Consider the following 17,708-nt stretch of genomic DNA (forward strand, 5'->3'; position numbering starts at 1 on the left):
CCAGGAGGTGGCGAAGGTGGTGCCGGTGAGCCAGCCGCCCAGGGCCAGATAGGCCGTGGGGAAGAGCAGCAGACCGGACCACCCCACAAAAACGAAGCGGTCGCGCTTGAGCCAGTCGTCGAGGACGTCGAACCATCCACGCGTGGCAGGGGCGCGCCCCAGGGCGATCGTCATGGGATGTGCTTCACGAAGCGTTACAACCCGATCGTAAGAGAAGAGCCCCTTTCTGTGCGGCCAAGGGGGCCGTCGCCATCAGGGAATGAGTACAAGTACCCACCTCTCCCGGACGGCCGGCGATTCGCCAGAGTGGCCTGGCTCGCCCTCCCCGCCGTCCCGGCCCCCAGCCCCCTCCACCATGTACGTCGTCGAGATCTCCCTCCGGCTCAGCCCCATGCCCGTTGCCGTCCAGCGCAAGGAGCTGGAGGCCGCCCGGGCCCTGTACGGGGAAGTGCGTCAGGCGCTCGAGAGCGGGCACCCCAAGGTGCTCGAGCTCACCTGCGAGAAGGACGAGCAGAAGCGCGTCAGTCTGCTGAGCGGCGAGATCGTCGCCGTGCAGATTTATGAGAAGTCGTCGGTCGCCGGCGGCGGCAAGCGTCCCGGCTTCAACTTCGAGCCTTGAGCGCATCGGCTCCATCCGGGGCGGTCGAGCCGCCCCTGGAGATCGAGGGGCTCCGCTTCGGCTGGGGCGAAGGCGTTCCAGCCCTGCGGGACTGCCGGCTGCGGATTCCGGGGCCGGGCCTGTGGATGCTCGTCGGCAGCAACGGCAGCGGCAAGAGCACCCTGCTGCGCCTGGTCGCCGGCCTGCTCACGCCGACGGCCGGCCGCATCACCTGCCAGGGCCGACCGGCCCTGGTGTTCCAGAACCCCGACCACCAGCTGCTGCTGCCCAGTTGCGGCAGCGACCTGCAGCTGGCCCTCCCCGAGGGACTCGACGACGCGGCCCGTGCCGCTCGGGTGGCCTCAGCCCTGGCCCAGGTGGGGCTGGAGGGCCTGCAGCAGCGCCCCATCCACACCCTGAGCGGCGGCCAGAAGCAGCGGCTGGCGATCGCCGGGGCCCTGGCCAGCGCCGCGACGCTGCTGCTCCTCGATGAACCCACCGCCCTGCTGGATCCGGACAGCCAGAAGGAGGTGCTGGAGCTGATCCATCGGCTCTGCCACCGCAGCCCATCCCCCCTCACCGCGCTGTGGATCACCCACCGTCTCGAGGAACTGGAGTGCTGTGACGGGGCCGCCCGCATGGAAGCCGGCGCGATCGGCCCCTGGCAGAGCGGCGAAAGCCTGCGCCGCTCCCTGGCCCCCTTGCCCGCCGGCGGGGCCGAAAGGTAAGGTCTTCGAATCCCGGTCCGCCGGGTGTCTTCCTCGGTAGCTCAGTGGTAGAGCGGTCGGCTGTTAACCGATTGGTCGCAGGTTCGAATCCCGCCCGGGGAGTTTCTCCTTCCGCCCGTTGCCGGGCCCCATCACTCCGGTACCGGCCGGTGATGGTGGTCCGCTGAGCCGGATTCAGCCCCCGGCCAGGTGCGCACCTGCACCCTCATCCCTGCAGTGTCAACACAAAACCGCGACACTGTCCTCTCCCGTCCCCGTGCTCCCTACCCAGGCACCCACGACGACTCGCCTCGCCTCGAACACCCATGAAGCCCTCCATCCTGCTCATCGAAGATGACGGCGACATGCTCGATCTCGTCGCCGGACACCTTGAGCACGGCGGCTTCGATGTCCAGAGGGCCGCTGACGGCATCAAGGGCCAAGCCCTTGCCGTTCAGTATTGCCCCGATGTGATCCTGCTCGACCTCATGCTCCCCAAGGTCGACGGTCTCACCCTCTGTCAGCGCCTGCGCCGCGACGAGCGCACCGCCAAGATCCCCATCCTGATGCTCACCGCCCTCGGCAGCACCAAGGACAAGGTCAGCGGCTTCAACTCCGGCGCCGACGACTACCTCACCAAGCCCTTCGATCTTGAGGAGCTCATGGTCAGGGTCAAGGCACTCCTGCGGCGCAGCGAGCGCGCACCCCTCTCCGCCAAGCACAACGAGATCCTCAGCTTCAGCTCCCTCACCCTCGTCCCCGAGCGCTTCGAGGCCATCTGGTTCGACGCCCCCGTCCGCCTCACCCACACCGAGTTCGAACTCCTCCACTGCCTGCTGCAGCGCCACGGCCAGACCGTCGCCCCCTCCCTGATCCTCAAGGAGGTCTGGGGCTACGAGCCGGACGACGACATCGAGACCATCCGGGTCCACATCCGCCACCTGCGCACCAAGCTCGAGCCCGATCCCCGCAAACCCCGCTTCATCAAGACCGTCTACGGCGCCGGCTACTGCCTTGAGCTGCCCCCCACCGATCAGATCGAATCCCTTGCCGCCGCCATCCGCTCCGCCAGGGAGGCCAGGCTCTCCGCGGTTCCCAAGACCGGCGAGGGCGCGGTGGCCTGAGGGCACCCCTCAGCCGCCATTCCTCACCCGCCCAGGTCCAGCAGGGCCACCTCCCAGGCCAGCCGCGGCTGCACGTAGGCCAGCAGGTGGCTGCGCAGCTGCTCGATGCGCCGCAGGGGTGCCGGTTCCTGGCGCCGTCGCCAGAGGTGCAGCTGCCACCAGTCGAGCAGCCAGAGCTGCTGCTCGCCATCGAGGGCCTCGCTGAGGTCGCGGGCCAGGCCCAGGGCCTCCATCGGCTCCCGGCCCAGGGCCAGCAACCGCTCCGCCAGTCCCTCGGGCAAGCCCTGCCAGACCCGCCGGTGGTGCAGCAGGGCCCCGGGAGATCCGGCGGCCAGCTCCAGCAGTTCGGGGGGATCGGCTAAGGCCCGCTCCGGTGTCCCCTCGGCCACCGGCAGCCGCCCCAGCACCTGGCGCACCAGGGCGGGGGACAGCCGCGCGAAGGGGATGGCCTGGCAGCGGGAGCGGATGGTGCTCAACAGCCGGTCCGGCGTTGCCGTGAGCAGGATCAGCAGGCCGTGGCCCGGTTCCTCGAGGGTCTTGAGCAGGGCATTGGCGGCCGCTTCGGCCATCGCCTCGACCGTCTCCAGCACCACCAGGGACCGCTCCCCCTCCACCGGACGGCGGGCCAGGAACCGGGTCACCTCCCGCACCTGCTCCAGGCGCAGCTGGGGGGGACTGCGGCGGCTGAGGCCCTGGGCCTCGGCCTCGGAAGCCTTCACCAGCCGGCCCTGGTGCAGGTAGGTGGGTTCGACCCAGAGCAGATCGGGGTGGTTGCCCGCCGCCAGACGTCGCCGCAGCGGCACCGAACCGGCGGTGCCACCGGCGAGCACCCCCTCGAGCAGGCGCAGGGCCGCCAGCCGCCGGCCCACCCCGTCGGGGCCGACGAACAGGTAGGCGGGCGCCAGCCGCCGCCGTTCGAGGGCAGCCGTGAGCAGGGCCACCGCCTGGGGCTGGCCCACCAGATCGGCGAACAGCCCAGCATCGGCGAGCAACTCAGCCATGGCCGCCTGCGCCGGCGCCGCCCAGGTGTTCCGTGATCAGGCTGCGGCAGCGGCCCGTCACCTGCTCGATCGGCCCTCCGGCCGCGACGCGGTGCCAGCCCCTCTCGGCGGCCAGGGTGGCGAAGCCGTCGCTGACCCGCTGCAGGAAGGCCTCGCCCGCGGCCTCGATGCGGTCGGCGGGCCGGTCGCCCCGGCGCTGCAGGGATCCGGCCAGGGGGAGATCCAGCCAGAGGGTGAGATCGGGCTCCAGGCCGCCGGTGGCCAACACTTCGAGCTGCCGGATGGTGGCCAGGGGCAGGCCGCGGCCATAGCCCTGGTAGGCCGCGGTGGAGCCGCTGAAGCGATCGCTCAGCACCCAGTCGCCGGCGGCCAGGGCCGGACGCAGGCACTCCTCGACGTGCTGGGCCCGGTCGGCGGCATAGAGCATCAGCTCGCAGAGGCTGCAGGGGGCGGCCCCCTCCGGCGGCCGCAGCAGCAGGGCGCGCAGGGCCTGGCCCAGGGCCGTCCCGCCCGGCTCCCGCGTCACCACCAGCCGGGCGCCGGGCGCCATCAGGCCGCTGAGCGGCAGCCAGGCGCGCAGGGCCTCGATCTGGGTGGTCTTGCCGCAGCCGTCGATGCCCTCCAGCACCAGGAAGCGCCCGCTCATGGCGCGGCATCCCTCGGGAGACCCTGCAGGAGCAGGGCGTTGCCGACCACGGTGATCGAGCTGAAGGCCATCAGCAGGGCCGCCAGTTCGGGCGAGAGGCTCAGACCGAAGCCCGGCAGGAGCGCACCGGCGGCGATGGGCAGCACGATCAGGTTGTAGCCAAAGGCCCAGGCCAGGTTCTGGCGGACCTTGGCCATGGTGCGCCGGGCGATCTCCAGGGCCCGGACGATGCCGTCGAGTCCCTCGCCCATCACCACCAGGGCCGCGCTCTCCTGGGCGATCTGGGTGCCCGTGCCGACGGCGATGCCCAGGTCGGCGGCGGCGAGGGCAGGGGCATCGTTGATCCCGTCACCCACCATCGCCACGGCCCCCCGGCGATGGGCCAGCAGGAGCCGCTCCAGCTTCTCCTCGGGTCGCAGTTCCCAGGCCAGCTCCTCGGGCCGCAGGCCCACTTGGTGGCCCAGCCCCTCGACACTGGCGCGCCGATCACCGCTGAGCAGGCCCAGCCGCAGCCCCAGCCGCCGCAGGCGGCCCACGGTGGCGGCGGCATCGGCCCGGGGCCGGTCCTCCACGGCCAGAAGTCCCAGCAGCCGCCCCTCGGCGGCCACCGCCAGCAAGGTGGCACCACCCGATTCCAGATCCTGCTGCAGGGCCGTGGCAGCGGGCTCCGCCCTCACCCCCTGGCGGGCCAGCCAGTCCAGCCGGCCCACCCGCACCAGGCCGGAGCCCTCCACCAGCCCCTGCACCCCTTCGCCGGGGAGGGTCTGGGCCCCGCTGACGCCCAGGAGCGGGAGCCCCCGGCCCTGGGCCTCCTGAAGCACGGCGTGGGCCAGGGGATGGCGGCTGTGCTGCTCGAGGCTCGCCGCCAGCTGCACCAGCCGGGCGGCCTCAGCCACCTCCGCCGGACTGCCCGGGGCCGCCCCCACGACCCGGACGGCCGTCACCAGGGGACGGCCGATGGTGAGGGTGCCGGTCTTGTCGAACAGCACCGCCTCCAGCCGGGAGGCGGTCTCGATCGCATCGCCGCCCCGGAACAGCAGGCCGGAACGGGCCGCCAGCCCGGAGCCCACGGTGATCGCCGTCGGCGTGGCCAGGCCGAGGGCACAGGGACAGGCCACCACCAGCACCGCGATGGCCAGCTGCAGCCCGAGGCTGAAGGGGGTGCCGGTTCCCACGCCCCCGTGGGCCAAGGCGCCATGCCCATGGGCCCCGTGGCCCGCGGCCGCGGCCATGGTGAGCACCTCGGGCCAATGCCGGCATCCCCACAGCCACCAGAACAGCAGGGTGGCCAGCGCCAGCAGCAGCACCAAGAGGGTGAAGCGGCCGGCGACCCTGTCGGCCAGGCCCTGGATCGGCGCCTTGCGGGCCTGGGCCCGCTCCACCAGGCGCACGATGCGGGCGATGGCGCTGTCGGCACCACGGCGGCGCACCTCCAGCACCAGGGAACTCTCGACGTTGAGCAGACCGGCGGCCAGCTCGCTGCCCGGCTCGACGGACTGGGGCAGGGGCTCCCCGGTGAGGCTGGAGGCATCGACGCGCGAGCAGCCCTCCAGCACCACCCCATCCACGGGCACCCGGTCGCCCGGCAGCAGCCGCAGCCGGTCCCCCGGCCGCAGCCCGCCCACCCGGACCTGGCGGGGGGGGCCGTCGCCCAGGAGCAGCAGGGCATGGTCGGGCTGGAGGGCGCCCAGCTCCTCGATGGCCCGGCCGGTGCGGTAGCGGGCCCGCTCCTCCAGGAAACGGCCGGTGAGGACGAAGCCGAGCAGCATCACCGGCTCGTTGAAATAGCAGGGCCAGCCGCTGGCCGGCCACAGCCAGCCCACCAGGCTGGAGAGATAGGCGCTGGCCACCCCCAGTCCCACCAGGGTGTCCATGCCGGGCATCCCGGCCAGGGCCGAACGGACGCCGCGGACCAGGATCGGCCGGCCGGGGAAGGCCAGGGCCAGGGTGGCCACCAGGGCATGGAACCAGGGGCTGCCCAGCAGCGGCCAGGGACCGCGCCAGGCCAGCAGACCAGCGTCGGCCAGGTGCCCCAGGCCGGAGACAAGCAGCAGCAGCAGGGCCACCAGCAGCTGGCGCCAGTGGCGCCACCACTGCTCGGCCTGGCGCCGCTCCCGCTGGCTGGCCGGCTCCGGCTCCTGGGGGCGCAGGCGGGCCTGGAAGCCCAGGCCCTCGAGGCTGCCCAGCAGGGCGGGCAGCGGATCGGCGGCGGAGCCGTCGGGTCCGTCCACCCGGGGCTCCAGATCCACCCAGGCCGTGCGGGTCAGCAGGTTGACGCTCGCCTGGCGCACCCCTTCGGTCTGGAGGAGGCGCTGCTCCACGGCGCGGACGCAGCCGCCGCATTTCATGCCCTCCACATCGAGGAGCAACGGCTCGCGGAGGCTGCTGGCAGGGGGGGTGGCGCTCAAGCGGGGGGTGCCGGTGCTGGGTGCCGGAGCGGGGGGCCGGGCCCCAGGCTAGGGAGCCGCCACACCCTTGCCCCGGCCGCCCAAGGCAGGATGGGTGCAAGATCCGGACCTGGACCCTTGCCCCGCTCGCAGCGCAACGACAACTTCATCGACAAGAGCTTCACGGTCATGGCCGACCTGATCGTCAAGCTGCTGCCGATCGATCCCAAGGCGAAGGAGGCCTACGTCTATTACCGCGACGGCCTGTCGGCCCAGAACGACGGCGACTACGCCGAGGCGCTGGAGAACTACGAGGAGGCCCTGAAGCTCGAGGAGAACAGCATCGACCGGGGCGAGATCCTCAAGAACATGGCGATCATCTTCATGAGCAACGGCGAGGAGGAAAAGGCCCTCGACTTCTACCGCCAGTCCCTGGACGCCAACGGCAACTCCCCCTCCTGCCTCAAAAACATGGGCCTGATCTACGAGAAGTGGGGCCGGCTGGCGGAGGAGACCGGCGACCAGGACGCGGCCGACCGCTGGTTCGACGAGGCCGCCGCCTACTGGACCAAGGCGGTGCGCCTCTACCCGGGCGGCTACCTGGACATCGAGAACTGGCTCAAGTCCTCCGGCCGCAGCAACGTCGACGTCTACTTCTGAGCCGCTCTCACTCGGCGGGGTTGACCCCCAGGCCGGCCACCAGGGCCTCGGCCACCGTGGCCGCCTCCAGCAACTGCAGGCCCAGGCCGGCCGCCACCGGCCCGAGGGCGCTGCCGCGGGGCACCACGGCCCGGGCGAACCCCAGCCGGGCCGCCTCCTGCAGGCGCAGCTCCAGCTGGCCCACGGGCCGCAGCTGCCCCCCCAGGCCCAGTTCCCCCAGCAGCACCGTGCCCGCCGGCAGGGTGAGGTCGCGGTAGCTGGCCACCACGGCGGCCGCCACCCCCAGGTCCGCCGCCGGCTCCTCCACCTCGAGGCCGCCGGCCACCGCCAGGTAGCAGTCGAAGCGGGACAGGGGCAGGCCCATGTGCTTCTCCAGCACCGCCAGGATCTGGTGCAGGCGGTTGGTGCCGATGCCGGTGGCGGTGCGCCGCGGGCTGGCATAGCTGGTGGGGCTGACCAGGGCCTGAACCTCCACCAGCAGCGGGCGGGTGCCCTCGCAGGCCACGATCGTGGCGGTGCCGGGGCTGGGGCCATCCCCGGCCAGGAACAGCTCGCTGGGGTTGCTCACCTCCACCAGCCCCGCCCCCCGCATCTCGAACACCCCCAGTTCATGGGTGGCGCCGAAGCGGTTCTTGGCCGCCCGCAGCAGCCGGTGGCTGGCGAAGCGATCCCCCTCGAAGGTGAGCACCGCATCCACCAGATGCTCGAGCACCTTGGGGCCCGCCAGCATCCCCTCCTTGGTGACGTGCCCCACCAGCACCAGGGCGGTGTGCTGCCGCTTGGCGATGCGCTGCAGGGCGGCGGCACATTCCCGCACCTGGGACACCGACCCGGGGGCACTGCCCAGCTCGGCGTCGTGCAGGGCCTGGATGCTGTCGATGATCGCCACCTCGGGCCGCAGGGTCTCCAGCTCCTGCAGCACCAGCTCCAGGTCGGTCTCCGCCAGCAGGCGCAGGCCCGCGCCCTCGCCGTCACCCGCCTCCGGCACGGCGCCGGGTCCAGCGCCGGGGCCGTCCTCGGCCAGGCGCCGCCAGCGCAGCTTCACCTGCTGGGCCGACTCCTCGGCGCTGACGTAGAGCACCACCGCCCGGGCGGCCATGGCCCGGGCGCTCTGCAGCAGCAGGGTGCTCTTGCCGATCCCCGGGTCGCCCCCCAGCAGCACCAGGGAACCGGGCACCAGGCCACCCCCCAGCACCCGGTCCAGTTCGCCGTAGCCGCTGGCCAGGCGCTGCAGGGGCCGGTCCCCCACCGCCTGGATCGGTTCGGAGCGGCGCGGCCGCCCCGGCGTCCCGGCCCCGTCAGCCCCCGGAGCGGCAGCGGCCGCCACCGGCCGGCGCCGGCGGCTGTCGCCGCTCGGCTCGCTCTGCTCCACCAGGGTGTTCCAGCCGCCGCAGCCGGAGCAGCGGCCGAAGAACTGCCGCGTCCTGGCCCCACAGGCCTGGCAGACGAACGAGGAACCGGGACGGGCCAAGGGGAGCGGGCGGTGTGTATGAAGAAAGGTGGCGTTCGGTGAATTCCCGACCTTCCGGCCGGTTCAGTGGGTCGGAACCGTGTTGCATTCTCCTCGCCGCGCAATGACGGCCTCCCCCACCGCCAAGGAAACGATCCTCGTCGTCGATGACGAGGCCAGCATTCGCCGGATCCTCGAGACGCGCCTCTCGATGATCGGCTATCAGGTGGTCACCGCCTGCGACGGCGAGGAGGCCATCGAGGCCTTCCACCGCGTCCTGCCGGACCTGGTGGTCCTCGACGTGATGATGCCCAAGCTCGACGGCTACGGCGTCTGCCAGGAGCTGCGCAAGGAATCGGACGTGCCGATCGTCATGCTCACCGCCCTCGGTGACGTGGCTGACCGCATCACCGGCCTCGAGCTCGGGGCCGACGACTACGTCGTCAAACCCTTCAGCCCCAAGGAGCTGGAGGCGCGCATCCGCTGCGTGCTGCGGCGGGTCGAGAAGGACCCGGGCGCCGGGATCCCCAACTCCGGCGTGATCCAGGTGGGCGATCTCCGCATCGACACCAACAAGCGCCAGGTGTACCGGGGCGACGAGCGCATCCGCCTGACCGGCATGGAGTTCAGCCTGCTGGAGCTGCTGGTGAGCCGCTCCGGCGAGCCCTTCAGCCGCGGCGAGATCCTCAAGGAGGTGTGGGGGTACACGCCCGAGCGTCACGTGGACACCCGCGTGGTGGATGTCCACATCTCACGGCTGCGCTCCAAACTGGAGGATGATCCGGCCAACCCCGAGCTGATCCTCACGGCGCGGGGTACCGGCTATCTGTTCCAGCGCATCGTTGAACCCGTTGCCACCGAAGGATCCTGAAGGCGCAGGGCGCGACGGCCGTCGCTTCGCCTCCAACCGCCCCAAACCCAACCGCACGATCCGCCGCCTGGTGATCTGGTATCGCCGCAACGCGGCCGTCACCAGTCTCGTGGGCACCGCCACCGCCACGGCCAGCGGCGCCGCCTCGGGGGCGGTGTCCGTGGCCGGCAGCATGGCCGGCGCCGCCACCAACGTGGCGGGATCCGTGCTCCAGCCCCTGGTGTTCGATCCCCTGCGGCGTCTGCAGCAGGGCAGCCACACCGGCGCCGCCATCGATGACCGGCAGCGCCTCTGGGTGGCCGTCGACGGCATGGGCGGAGACCACGCCCCGGGGCCGATCCTGGAGGGCTGCCTGAGGGCCGTGGCCCTGCTGCCCCTGCGCATCCGCTTTGTGGCCGAGCCGGAGCCGCTGCGCCAGGCGGTAGCGGCCATGGGCCTGGGCCAGGAGCTGGAGGAGGCGGTGCAGCGTGGCCTGATCCAGCTGGTGCCCAGCGGCCCGTCGGTGGGCATGCACGAGGAGGCCACCGTGGTGCGCCGCAAGCGCGACGCCAGCATCAACGTGGCCATGGACCTGGTCAAGAAGGGCGAGGCCACCGCCGTCTATTCCGCCGGCAACTCCGGCGCCGTGATGGCGGCCGCGATCTTCCGCCTCGGCCGGCTGGCCGGCATCGACCGCCCGGCCATCGGCGCCCTGTTCCCCACCAAGGACCCCAGCCAGCAGGTGCTGGTGCTCGACGTGGGGGCCAACATGGACTGCAAGCCCGAATGGCTGCACCAGTTCGCCCTGCTCGGGAACATCTACAGCCGCGACGTGCTGCAGGTGAAGCGGCCCCGCATCGGCCTGGTGAACATCGGCGAGGAGGAGTGCAAGGGCAACGACCTCTGCCTGCGCACCCATCCGCTCCTGGCCGCCGACGAGCGCTTCGTGTTCGCCGGCAACTGCGAGGGGCGCGACATCCTCTCCGGCGACTTCGACGTGGTGGTCTGCGATGGCTTCACCGGCAACGTGCTGCTCAAGTTCCTCGAATCGGTGGGCAGCGTCCTTCTGGACGTGCTGCGGGCCGAGCTGCCCCGGGGACGCCGGGGCAAGGTGGGCTCGGCGTTCCTGCGCAGCAACCTGGTGCGGATCAAGAAACGCCTCGACCATGCCGAGCACGGCGGCGCCCTGCTGCTCGGGGTCGATGGCATCTGCGTCATCGGTCACGGCAGCAGCCGGGCCCTCTCGGTGGTCAGCGCCCTGCGGCTGGCCCACTCCGCCGCCAGCCACGGCGTCATGGACGACCTGCACGCCCTCGGCGAGGGGAGCGCCGGAGTGGCAACCACCTGTGGTTGACTGAGCCCACCTGTGAACCGAATGGGTGCCGCTCGGGTCAGACACGACGGGGACCACGGCCGCCTTGCGGGGCATGGCCCTGGTGGGCTGCGGACGCGCCCTCCCCGCCGCCAGCATCAGTAACGACCAGCTGAGCGAGCGGGTCGAGACCAACGACGACTGGATCCGCAGCCGCACCGGCATCGGGGCCCGGCGCGTGGCCGGGCCCGGGGAAACCGTCACCAGCCTGGCCGCCGAGGCGGGCCGGGCGGCCCTGGCCCATGCGGGCTGGGCCCCCGAGCAGGTGGATCTGATCCTGCTGGCCACCTCCAGCCCCGACGACCTGTTCGGCACCGCCCCGCGGGTGCAGGCGGCCCTGGGGGCCCATCGAGCGGTGGCCTTCGATCTCACCGCCGCCTGCAGCGGCTTCCTGTTCGCCCTGATCACGGCGGCCCAGTACATCCGCGGCGGCACGATGCGGCGGGTGCTGGTGATCGGCGCCGACCAGCTGAGCCGCTGGCTCGACTGGGACGACCGCCGCACCTGCGTCCTGTTCGGCGACGGGGCCGGTGCCCTGGCCGTGGAGGCCTGTGACCCCGCTGACGACGGCCTGGTGGGCTTCCGCATGCGCTCGGACGGCAGCCGCAACGCCTGCCTCACCCTGGCCCAGGTGGCCGAGCACCAGCCGTTGGTGGGGGATCTCTCCGCCCAGGTGGGCGGCTTCGCGCCGATCCACATGAACGGCCAGGAGGTCTACAAGTTCGCCGTGCGCGAGGTGCCCGCCGTGCTGGCGGAGCTGCTGGAGGCCACGGGCACCGCCGCCGCCGACGTGGACTGGCTGCTGCTGCACCAGGCCAACCAGCGCATCCTCGACGCGGTGGCCGACCGCTTCGCCATGCCCGCCGAGCGGGTGCTCAGCAACCTCTCGGCCTACGGCAACACCTCGGCCGCCACGATCCCGCTGATGCTCGACGAAGCCGTCCGGGATGGGCGGGTGGGCGCCGGCGACCTGATCGCCAGCAGCGGCTTCGGCGCCGGCCTCAGCTGGGGCGCCGCCCTGTTCCGCTGGAGCGGTCCGGGGGTCCCCCCAGCCGAGCCCTAATCTCCTGCCGTTGCACGGGAGGCTTGCATGGCCATCGCCTGGGTGTTTCCGGGACAGGGTTCGCAGAAGCCGGGGATGGCCGAGGGGGTGATCGACCTTCCCGGGGCCCGGGAGCGTTTCGATCGGGCCTCCGAGCTGCTCGGCCGTGACCTGCTGGCCATCTGCGCCGGAGACGAGCTCAACGACACCCGCCACACCCAGCCGGCCCTGTTCGTGGTCGAGAGCCTGCTGGTGGATGCGCTCCACGGCCAGGGCCGCAGCGCCCGGCTGGTGGCAGGCCACAGCCTGGGGGAGCTGGTGGCGCTCTACGCCGCCGGGGTCTTCGATGCCGAGACCGGCCTGAAGCTGATGCGCCGCCGCAGCGAACTGATGGCCGCCGCCGGCGGCGGCGCCATGACCGCCGTGATGGGCTTCGACCGGGACGAGCTCGACCAGGCGGTGGCCGCCACCGAGGGGGTGGTGATCGCCAACGACAACAGCGCCGCCCAGGTGGTGCTCTCCGGCACCCCGGAAGCGTTGGCCAGTGTCACGGCGACGGTGCGCTGCAAGCGGGCCATCCCCCTGGCGGTCTCCGGCGCCTTCCATTCCCCCTTCATGGCCGGCGCCGCCGAGGCCTTCGCCGCCGAACTGGAGGCGGTGCCGTTCGCTGACGCCCGGATCCCCGTGCTCAGCAACGCCGATCCCCGGCCCGAGACCGACGCCACGGTGCTCAAGGAGCGCCTGCGCCAGCAGATGACCATGGGGGTGCGCTGGCGGGAGACGATGGACCGGCTGCAGGCCGAGGGGATCAGCACCGCCGTGGAGATCGGGCCGGGCAACGTGCTCTCCGGCCTGATCAAGCGCAGCTGCCCCGGGCTCGGCACCGCCCAGATCGCCACCTCCGGCGACCTGGGCCAGTGAGACGCCGCCGCCGCCCCCCCGCCGATCCCCCTGCCCTGCTGAGCACGCCCAAGCCGAGCCTGACCTACCGGCTGATCAGCTACCTGCTGGTGTTCCCGGTCTTCCGGGTGCTGTTCCGGGGCCGGACCACCGGCAACGACAACGTGCCCCTGGAGGGGGCCGTGGTGGTGGTGGCCAACCACGGCTCCCACCTGGATCCGCCGCTGCTGGGCCATGCCCTCGGCCGGCCGGTGGCCTTCATGGCCAAAGCCGAACTGTTCCGGGTGCCCCTGCTGGGGGCGATCATCCGGGCCTGCGGCGCCTACCCGGTGGAGCGCGGTGCCGGCGACCGCGAAGCGATCCGCGTCGCCACCGACCGGCTGCTGCAGGGCTGGGCCACCGGCGTATTCATCGACGGCACCCGGCAGGCGAACGGCCGCGTCAATGCCCCCCAGCCCGGAGCAGCCCTGCTGGCGGCCCGGGCCGGGGTGCCGCTGCTGCCGGTGGCGATCATCAACAGCCACCGGGCCCTGGGCCCCGGCGGCCACGGCCCCCGGCTGGTGCCGATCCACATCCGCATCGGCACCCCGATCCCACCGCCGGCCTCCCGGCGCCGCCCCGACCTGGACGCCGCCACCCGCGCCGCCCAGGAGCAGATCAACCGGATGCTCGACCTGGGTCCGATCAGCGGAAGCCTGCTTTTTCCAGCCAGGGAGCCACCCGCTCTTCCACCCACGGCCTGATGTCCTGACCGCTGATCACCCAGAGGGCCGCCCGGGCGCCGTCGCCCCAGAGGCGCCGCCGGCCCTCGACGACGCAGAGCTCGCCGCAGGACACCGGGACCGGGGTGAGATGGATGCCGCGGCTGCCGGCCACGATCCGTCCCACCAGCAGGGCCCGCTCCATGTGGTCCGCGGAGGTGACCAGCAGGGCATGGCGGATCCGGGCCTTGCGCAGGTCGTCCACCAGGGAGGTGAAGTTGGACATCGTGTCGCGGGCCCGGTAGTCGAGCTGGACCTGGCGGGGGGACAGACCCTCCTTCTGCAGGAACAGCCAGTGGGCGTACTCGGGGTTGGTGCCGCCGGTGACCACCACCGGCAGTCCGTCCACCCGGGCCAGGCGGGCCGCCGCCGCCTCCCGATCCGCATCCCCCCCCAGCACCAGGATCATCTGGGGCGGCGGCGGCGTGGGCCACCAGCCGCCGCGGGAGAGCCACAGCAGGGCCAGTCCCGCCAGGCCCGCCAACACCACCCGGCCCGAAACGGGTCGCCGGGGGCGCTGCCCGCGGCGCGAGCGCTGGGGGGCGACGGCCGGGGGCATGGTGGCGGCGGCAGTGGTGGCGGCAGTGGTGGCTGGGCGCCGCGGGCGGCGCCGGCGCGGCCGGGGCTGGGGGCGGGGTCCGGGGCGGCTCAGCATGGGAGCGCCTCCACCGGACTGGTGGGATAGAGGGGCAGCACCGGTTGCCAGGGGGCGGCCCGTCCTTCCGAGGCGTTGGCCGCACCGAAGCCGAGCAGCTGGATCACGTCCTCCGGCAGCTGCACCAGGGCCGGACGGATCGGGTACGGGGCCAGCGCCTCGCTGCTGCGATGGAGCCGCGGGGCCTCAAGCTCGGCGACACCGCCGGGCTGGCCCGGGTCGGCGCCGTAGAGCCCCGCCACCACCCCGCGGCGCGGCAGTTCCTGCAGCAACCAGAAGGGACCGTCGCCGGGGGGCTCGGACCCGGTGAGCAGGCGACGGGCCATCAGGCGGAAACTGCTGATTCCGTCCAGGGGCAGCGCCAGCTGCTGGGCCAGGGTGCGGGCCAGCACCACCGTCAGGCGGGTGCCGGTGAAGCCTCCGGGGCCGATGGCCACCGCCAGGCGGCCCAGCCGGGGCCAGGCGCTGGCCGGCAGCACCGACTCCAGGCAGTCGAACAGTCCGTTGGACAGGGAGCGGCCGAGGGGAAACGTCTCCAGCCGCTCGGGCGCCGCCGCCCCGAGGCGCTGCAGCCCCACACCGAGGCTCTCGCTGGAGCTGTGCAGGGCCAGCAGCCAGGGGCGCCCGTCCGTAGCAGAGAGGACACTCATCGGGGCAGGGGTCCGTCGGGGCGACAGCGACGCCAGCGGCCCGGATCGGAACGGAAGTCGGAGCAGGCGCGCACGTCCCACTCAACCCCGACGCTGGTGCCGGCGGTGTCGAGATCGATCACCTGCACGTGGATGCGCGGCTGGCGGGGGCTGAAGTCAGGGTGGGGATTGAGATGGGCGACGCCATGCTGGCGCTCGACCGCGTGGTAGGCCTGACACCGCTCGACCCAGTGGCAATCCACGCAGATGCACATGCCGCCGCGGCCCAGCAGGGCGCCCATTGTGGCGTGGGAGCCGGGACGTCAAGTCCCTGAACTGTGGCGGGTCCTGGCGCCCGAGACCTGGCCGGTGGCCCCGCACCAGCTGCCGGCGGGCACGGCACTGGTGGGGGGGGCGGTCCGGGACGGCCTGCTGGGCCGCCTGACCGCCCGGCCGGATCTGGACCTGGTGGTGCCCGTGGACGCCATCGACCTGGCCCGGCGCCTGGGGCGGAAGCTGGGGGGCAGCTGCGTGGTGCTTGACCAGGAGCGCTCGATCGCCCGGCTGGTGCTGCAGGGCTGGACGATCGACCTGGCCCGCTGTGCCGGCGAGGATCTGGCTGCCGATCTGACCCGCCGGGACTTCACCGCCAACGCCATCGCCCTGCCCCTGGAGGGAGCGACGCCGTCAGGCCGCGGATCGACCGCGGATCTGCAGCTGGTCGACCCCTGTGGCGGCCTGCCGGATCTGGCGGCAGGCCGGCTGGTGGCCATCAGCGAAGCCAACCTGCTCGATGACCCCCTGCGGCTGCTGCGGGGGGTGCGGCTGGCCTGCGAACTGGCGTTCAGCATCGCTCCGGCCACCTGGGAGCTGATCGGGCGCCATCGGCAGCGGATCACGGCCGTGGCCGGGGAGCGGGTGCTGGCGGAGCTGGAACGGCTGGCCGCCGCTCCCGAGGGGCACCGGGGGCTGGAGCTGGCCCTGGAGGCGGGGCTGCTCCAGCCCTGGGGGGCCGCCGACGGGTCCGGGCCCCGGCTGGAGCCCCTGGGGCCGCAACGGCCGGAAGCCTGCGGCCTGACGCCGCCGGAAGCAGCCTGGGCCCTGCCGCTGGCGCGGCTGGCGGCCGTGCTCGACGGCCCGACCCTGGAGCGGCTGCGGGCCAGCCGGCGCCTGCAGCAACGCTGCCAGCGGCTGCGTCACTGGCACGACCGGCTCCAGCGCAGCGATTCACCCCGGAGCGGGCCGTCCCTGGAGGCCCTGGGCGAAGCGGACCGGCTGCAGTTGCACCGCCAGCTGGAGGAGGATCTGCCCGCCCTGCTGATGCCGCTGGATCCGGCGGCGGCACGGGCGGCCATGGTGCGGTGGCGCAACCCGGCAGATCGCCTGTTCCACCCCCGCCCGCCCCTCGACGGCCGCCGGCTGCAGCAACTCCTGGCCATCCCGCCGGGCCCCCGCCTGGGCCAGCTGATCGATCACCTGACGGCCGAGCGGGCCTTCGGTCGACTCGGCGGAACAGCAGCGACGGACACAGCGGAGTTGACCGACGCGTCTGCAGTTGAAGAGGCCGTTGCCGCGGCCCGGCTCTGGCTCGACCGCCCTGGACCCGGCGCAGACCCGGACCCACGGCGTGATTAACTGCTGGATGCAATGGCGCGATCGCACCGCCTGCCAGAGTTTTTTCCTTTCCTGAGCCCCTCCCCATGAGCGTTCGTCTCTATGTCGGCAACCTGCCGCAAACCTTTGATGCCAAAGAGCTGGATGCTCTCTTCTCGAGCGTGGGAGAAGGGGTTCGCTTCAAGGCCGTGAACGACCGGGAGACCGGAACCTGCCGTGGCTTCGGCTTCGCCAACGTCGACGACCTGGCCCAGGCCGAGGCCGTGATCGCCCAGCTCAACGGCAAGGACTTCGGCGGCAGCACCCTGCGCATCGAGATTTCCGAGCAGCGCCGTGAGGTCCGCGGTGCCGCCGGCAACGACCGCCGCCCCGGCAGCCCCCCCACGGCCGCCCGCAAGAGCGTCAACAAGGTGGTCCATGCCGACGCCGTCGGCGAAGGCGCCCCCGATCCCCGCTGGGCCGGCGAGCTGGCCAAGCTGAAGAGCCTGCTGGCCAACCAGAAAGCCGCGGTCTGAGCTGACGTCGCCCCCCTGGCCTTCTCTCCCGCCAGGGGGCGGGCCTGGGGGACGGCCTCAGGGGAGAACGGCCATCAACCCGACCACGCCCACGAAGATCGCCAGGAACAGAAAGCCCATGCGGCTCATCCTGCGCTCGTGGCTGTCGATACCGGCCTCCACGTCGGCACTGATCAGCTCCCGGAACTCGGAGAGGGCGTGCTCCTTGTCTTCAGGGGGGACCGGCTGGATGCTCATGGAACGGGGCCAGGTGGGATGGGCTGGGTGCATGGGGCTCAGCCCCGGTGAAAGTACCAGTAGGAACCGATCGCCAGCAGCACCATCAGCACGATCGGAACAGCGATGGCGGCCATGCCGCTGTGGCTGCGCACCACCCTGCCCTCATGGGCGACGACCGCGTCGCGGATGCTCGCCTGCATCTCCTCGCGCAGCCGGGCCAGATCGGACTCCAGGGTCTCGTTGGTGTAGAGGTCCCGGAGGCGGTCGAAGACGCTGCGTCCGAGCACCAGGCTGCGCTCGGGGTGCTCAAACAGCAGGTCCATCAGCTCGTCGCGGTTGAAGACGAGCAGTTCCGTGGGCTGGGAGGCCCTGGCGGTGTGGGTGCGGGCCCGGCCGTCGATCAGCTCCACCTCACCGAACACGTGGCCCGGGCCATGGCGCCCGTCAATGCCTTCTCCGGTTTCGGGATAGAGGGTGACCAGTTCGATCGCCCCGGTGCGGACGAGATACACCTCCTGGCCACTGTCTCCACTTCGGTAGGCGAACTCACCGGGGTCCAGGTGAAGCTTGCGCAATGG

At 72.4% G+C, this 17,708-nt stretch carries 20 protein-coding genes, 1 tRNA gene and 1 pseudogene; 12 read left to right on the top strand and 10 right to left on the bottom strand.

The features are described 5' to 3' along the window. Positions 1–174 (bottom strand): annotated as a pseudogene (locus tag KUG38_RS12080) (photosystem II D2 protein (photosystem q(a) protein)); the annotation flags it as partial. A 181-nt stretch (positions 175–355) separates the two neighbouring features. Between KUG38_RS12080 and KUG38_RS12085 the strand changes: the two are divergent. The 4 genes from KUG38_RS12085 to KUG38_RS12100 all read left to right on the top strand — a co-directional run bounded on the left by KUG38_RS12085 (position 356) and on the right by KUG38_RS12100 (position 2,429). Continuing rightward, entirely contained in the window at positions 356–619 is a 264-nt protein-coding gene (locus KUG38_RS12085; RefSeq protein WP_216921966.1) for a UPF0367 protein family, read from the top strand. Further along, the gene (locus KUG38_RS12090) at positions 616–1,326 is read left to right on the top strand and encodes an ABC transporter ATP-binding protein (protein WP_216921969.1); all 711 of its coding nucleotides are present in this window, start codon (positions 616–618) and stop codon (positions 1,324–1,326) included. Before KUG38_RS12085 ends, KUG38_RS12090 begins: the two co-directional genes overlap by 4 nt. Positions 1,327–1,356: 30 nt before the next feature. After that, positions 1,357–1,428 (top strand) — tRNA-Asn (locus KUG38_RS12095). A 203-nt stretch (positions 1,429–1,631) separates the two neighbouring features. Next, positions 1,632–2,429, top strand: a complete 798-nt coding sequence (locus tag KUG38_RS12100) for a response regulator transcription factor (protein ID WP_216921972.1) — start codon at positions 1,632–1,634, stop codon at positions 2,427–2,429. 23 nt (positions 2,430–2,452) lie between these two features. Here KUG38_RS12100 and KUG38_RS12105 read toward each other — a convergent pair whose 3' ends face one another. The 3 genes from KUG38_RS12105 to KUG38_RS12115 are packed head-to-tail and all read right to left on the bottom strand — an operon-like array spanning position 2,453 to position 6,484. Then, positions 2,453–3,430 carry a DNA polymerase III subunit delta' gene (locus KUG38_RS12105; protein ID WP_216921974.1) on the bottom strand — a complete coding sequence of 326 codons (978 nt, stop codon included), beginning with the start codon at positions 3,428–3,430 and terminating at the stop codon, positions 2,453–2,455. Then, complete coding sequence (gene tmk, locus KUG38_RS12110) at positions 3,423–4,076, bottom strand: dTMP kinase (protein ID WP_216921976.1); 654 nt, start codon at positions 4,074–4,076, stop codon at positions 3,423–3,425. Before tmk ends, KUG38_RS12105 begins: the two co-directional genes overlap by 8 nt. Next, complete coding sequence (locus KUG38_RS12115) at positions 4,073–6,484, bottom strand: heavy metal translocating P-type ATPase (RefSeq protein ID WP_286195979.1); 2,412 nt, start codon at positions 6,482–6,484, stop codon at positions 4,073–4,075. The genes tmk and KUG38_RS12115 overlap by 4 nt, the downstream gene beginning before the upstream one ends. A 117-nt stretch (positions 6,485–6,601) precedes the next feature. Between KUG38_RS12115 and KUG38_RS12120 the strand changes: the two genes are divergently transcribed. Further along, positions 6,602–7,123 (top strand): photosystem I assembly protein Ycf3, encoded by a 522-nt coding sequence (locus tag KUG38_RS12120; RefSeq protein ID WP_094586668.1) that lies wholly within the window; start codon positions 6,602–6,604, stop codon positions 7,121–7,123. A 7-nt stretch (positions 7,124–7,130) separates the two neighbouring features. Here the strand turns inward: KUG38_RS12120 and radA are convergent, their stop codons facing one another. Beyond that, positions 7,131–8,594: a DNA repair protein RadA gene (gene radA / locus KUG38_RS12125; RefSeq protein WP_216921978.1), complete on the bottom strand. Its 1,464-nt coding sequence runs from the start codon at positions 8,592–8,594 to the stop codon at positions 7,131–7,133. Positions 8,595–8,697: 103 nt separating this feature from the next. On the opposite strand from radA, the gene rpaB reads away from it, so the two are divergent. The 5 genes from rpaB (at position 8,698) to KUG38_RS12150 (ending at position 13,480) form a co-directional block, all read left to right on the top strand. After that, positions 8,698–9,444, top strand: a complete 747-nt coding sequence (rpaB, locus tag KUG38_RS12130; RefSeq protein WP_216909380.1) for a response regulator transcription factor RpaB — start codon at positions 8,698–8,700, stop codon at positions 9,442–9,444. Further along, positions 9,425–10,777 carry a phosphate acyltransferase PlsX gene (plsX, locus tag KUG38_RS12135; RefSeq protein ID WP_216921980.1) on the top strand — a complete coding sequence of 451 codons (1,353 nt, stop codon included), beginning with the start codon at positions 9,425–9,427 and terminating at the stop codon, positions 10,775–10,777. The genes rpaB and plsX overlap by 20 nt, the downstream gene beginning before the upstream one ends. Before the next feature lie 73 nt (positions 10,778–10,850). Continuing rightward, complete coding sequence (locus KUG38_RS12140) at positions 10,851–11,858, top strand: beta-ketoacyl-ACP synthase III (protein WP_216922234.1); 1,008 nt, start codon at positions 10,851–10,853, stop codon at positions 11,856–11,858. Positions 11,859–11,885: 27 nt separating this feature from the next. Next, positions 11,886–12,758, top strand: coding sequence for an ACP S-malonyltransferase (gene fabD / locus KUG38_RS12145; protein ID WP_216921982.1), 873 nt, complete (start codon positions 11,886–11,888; stop codon positions 12,756–12,758). After that, a complete protein-coding gene (locus tag KUG38_RS12150) occupies positions 12,755–13,480 on the top strand; it encodes a lysophospholipid acyltransferase family protein (RefSeq protein WP_216921985.1) in 726 nt (241 codons plus the stop codon). The genes fabD and KUG38_RS12150 overlap by 4 nt, the downstream gene beginning before the upstream one ends. On the opposite strand, the gene KUG38_RS12155 is transcribed toward KUG38_RS12150, so the two are convergent. The 3 genes from KUG38_RS12155 to KUG38_RS12165 are packed head-to-tail and all read right to left on the bottom strand — an operon-like array spanning position 13,422 to position 15,057. Continuing rightward, entirely contained in the window at positions 13,422–14,153 is a 732-nt protein-coding gene (locus KUG38_RS12155; protein ID WP_353617801.1) for a YdcF family protein, read from the bottom strand. The two genes, KUG38_RS12150 and KUG38_RS12155, sit on opposite strands and share 59 nt — an antisense overlap. Then, positions 14,147–14,803, bottom strand: coding sequence for a tRNA (adenosine(37)-N6)-threonylcarbamoyltransferase complex dimerization subunit type 1 TsaB (gene tsaB, locus KUG38_RS12160; RefSeq protein WP_216921988.1), 657 nt, complete (start codon positions 14,801–14,803; stop codon positions 14,147–14,149). Before tsaB ends, KUG38_RS12155 begins: the two co-directional genes overlap by 7 nt. After that, positions 14,800–15,057: a Ycf34 family protein gene (locus tag KUG38_RS12165; protein ID WP_094586684.1), complete on the bottom strand. Its 258-nt coding sequence runs from the start codon at positions 15,055–15,057 to the stop codon at positions 14,800–14,802. Before KUG38_RS12165 ends, tsaB begins: the two co-directional genes overlap by 4 nt. A gap of 94 nt (positions 15,058–15,151) precedes the next feature. On the opposite strand from KUG38_RS12165, the gene KUG38_RS12170 reads away from it, so the two are divergent. Continuing rightward, on the top strand, positions 15,152–16,417 hold the full coding sequence (locus KUG38_RS12170; protein ID WP_353617802.1) for a tRNA nucleotidyltransferase/poly(A) polymerase-related protein: 1,266 nt from the start codon (positions 15,152–15,154) through the stop codon (positions 16,415–16,417). A 65-nt stretch (positions 16,418–16,482) separates the two neighbouring features. After that, entirely contained in the window at positions 16,483–16,911 is a 429-nt protein-coding gene (locus tag KUG38_RS12175) for an RNA recognition motif domain-containing protein (protein ID WP_216922003.1), read from the top strand. A 57-nt stretch (positions 16,912–16,968) separates the two neighbouring features. Here the strand turns inward: KUG38_RS12175 and KUG38_RS12180 are convergent, their stop codons facing one another. After that, on the bottom strand, positions 16,969–17,148 hold the full coding sequence (locus tag KUG38_RS12180; RefSeq protein WP_094586690.1) for a hypothetical protein: 180 nt from the start codon (positions 17,146–17,148) through the stop codon (positions 16,969–16,971). 38 nt (positions 17,149–17,186) lie between these two features. Beyond that, positions 17,187–17,705 (bottom strand): Crp/Fnr family transcriptional regulator, encoded by a 519-nt coding sequence (locus KUG38_RS12185; protein ID WP_094586692.1) that lies wholly within the window; start codon positions 17,703–17,705, stop codon positions 17,187–17,189. Between the last annotated feature and the right edge of the window lie 3 nt (positions 17,706–17,708).

Source organism: Synechococcus sp. CCAP 1479/9 (assembly GCF_019038535.1).
GTDB lineage: Bacteria > Cyanobacteriota > Cyanobacteriia > PCC-6307 > Cyanobiaceae > Cyanobium.

Bases quoted from the DNA above. Each gene is read 5' to 3' on its own strand.
- KUG38_RS12175 (WP_216922003.1), top strand. From the start codon at position 16,483: ATGAGCGTTCGTCTCTATGTCGGCAACCTGCCGCAAACCTTTGATGCC.
- KUG38_RS12140 (WP_216922234.1), top strand. From the start codon at position 10,851: ATGGCCCTGGTGGGCTGCGGACGCGCCCTCCCCGCCGCCAGCATCAGT.
- tsaB (WP_216921988.1), bottom strand. From the start codon at position 14,803: ATGAGTGTCCTCTCTGCTACGGACGGGCGCCCCTGGCTGCTGGCCCTG.
- KUG38_RS12100 (WP_216921972.1), top strand. From the start codon at position 1,632: ATGAAGCCCTCCATCCTGCTCATCGAAGATGACGGCGACATGCTCGAT.
- KUG38_RS12085 (WP_216921966.1), top strand. From the start codon at position 356: ATGTACGTCGTCGAGATCTCCCTCCGGCTCAGCCCCATGCCCGTTGCC.
- KUG38_RS12105 (WP_216921974.1), bottom strand. From the start codon at position 3,430: ATGGCTGAGTTGCTCGCCGATGCTGGGCTGTTCGCCGATCTGGTGGGC.
- KUG38_RS12165 (WP_094586684.1), bottom strand. From the start codon at position 15,057: ATGTGCATCTGCGTGGATTGCCACTGGGTCGAGCGGTGTCAGGCCTAC.
- tmk (WP_216921976.1), bottom strand. From the start codon at position 4,076: ATGAGCGGGCGCTTCCTGGTGCTGGAGGGCATCGACGGCTGCGGCAAG.
- rpaB (WP_216909380.1), top strand. From the start codon at position 8,698: ATGACGGCCTCCCCCACCGCCAAGGAAACGATCCTCGTCGTCGATGAC.
- fabD (WP_216921982.1), top strand. From the start codon at position 11,886: ATGGCCATCGCCTGGGTGTTTCCGGGACAGGGTTCGCAGAAGCCGGGG.
- KUG38_RS12155 (WP_353617801.1), bottom strand. From the start codon at position 14,153: ATGCTGAGCCGCCCCGGACCCCGCCCCCAGCCCCGGCCGCGCCGGCGC.
- KUG38_RS12180 (WP_094586690.1), bottom strand. From the start codon at position 17,148: ATGAGCATCCAGCCGGTCCCCCCTGAAGACAAGGAGCACGCCCTCTCC.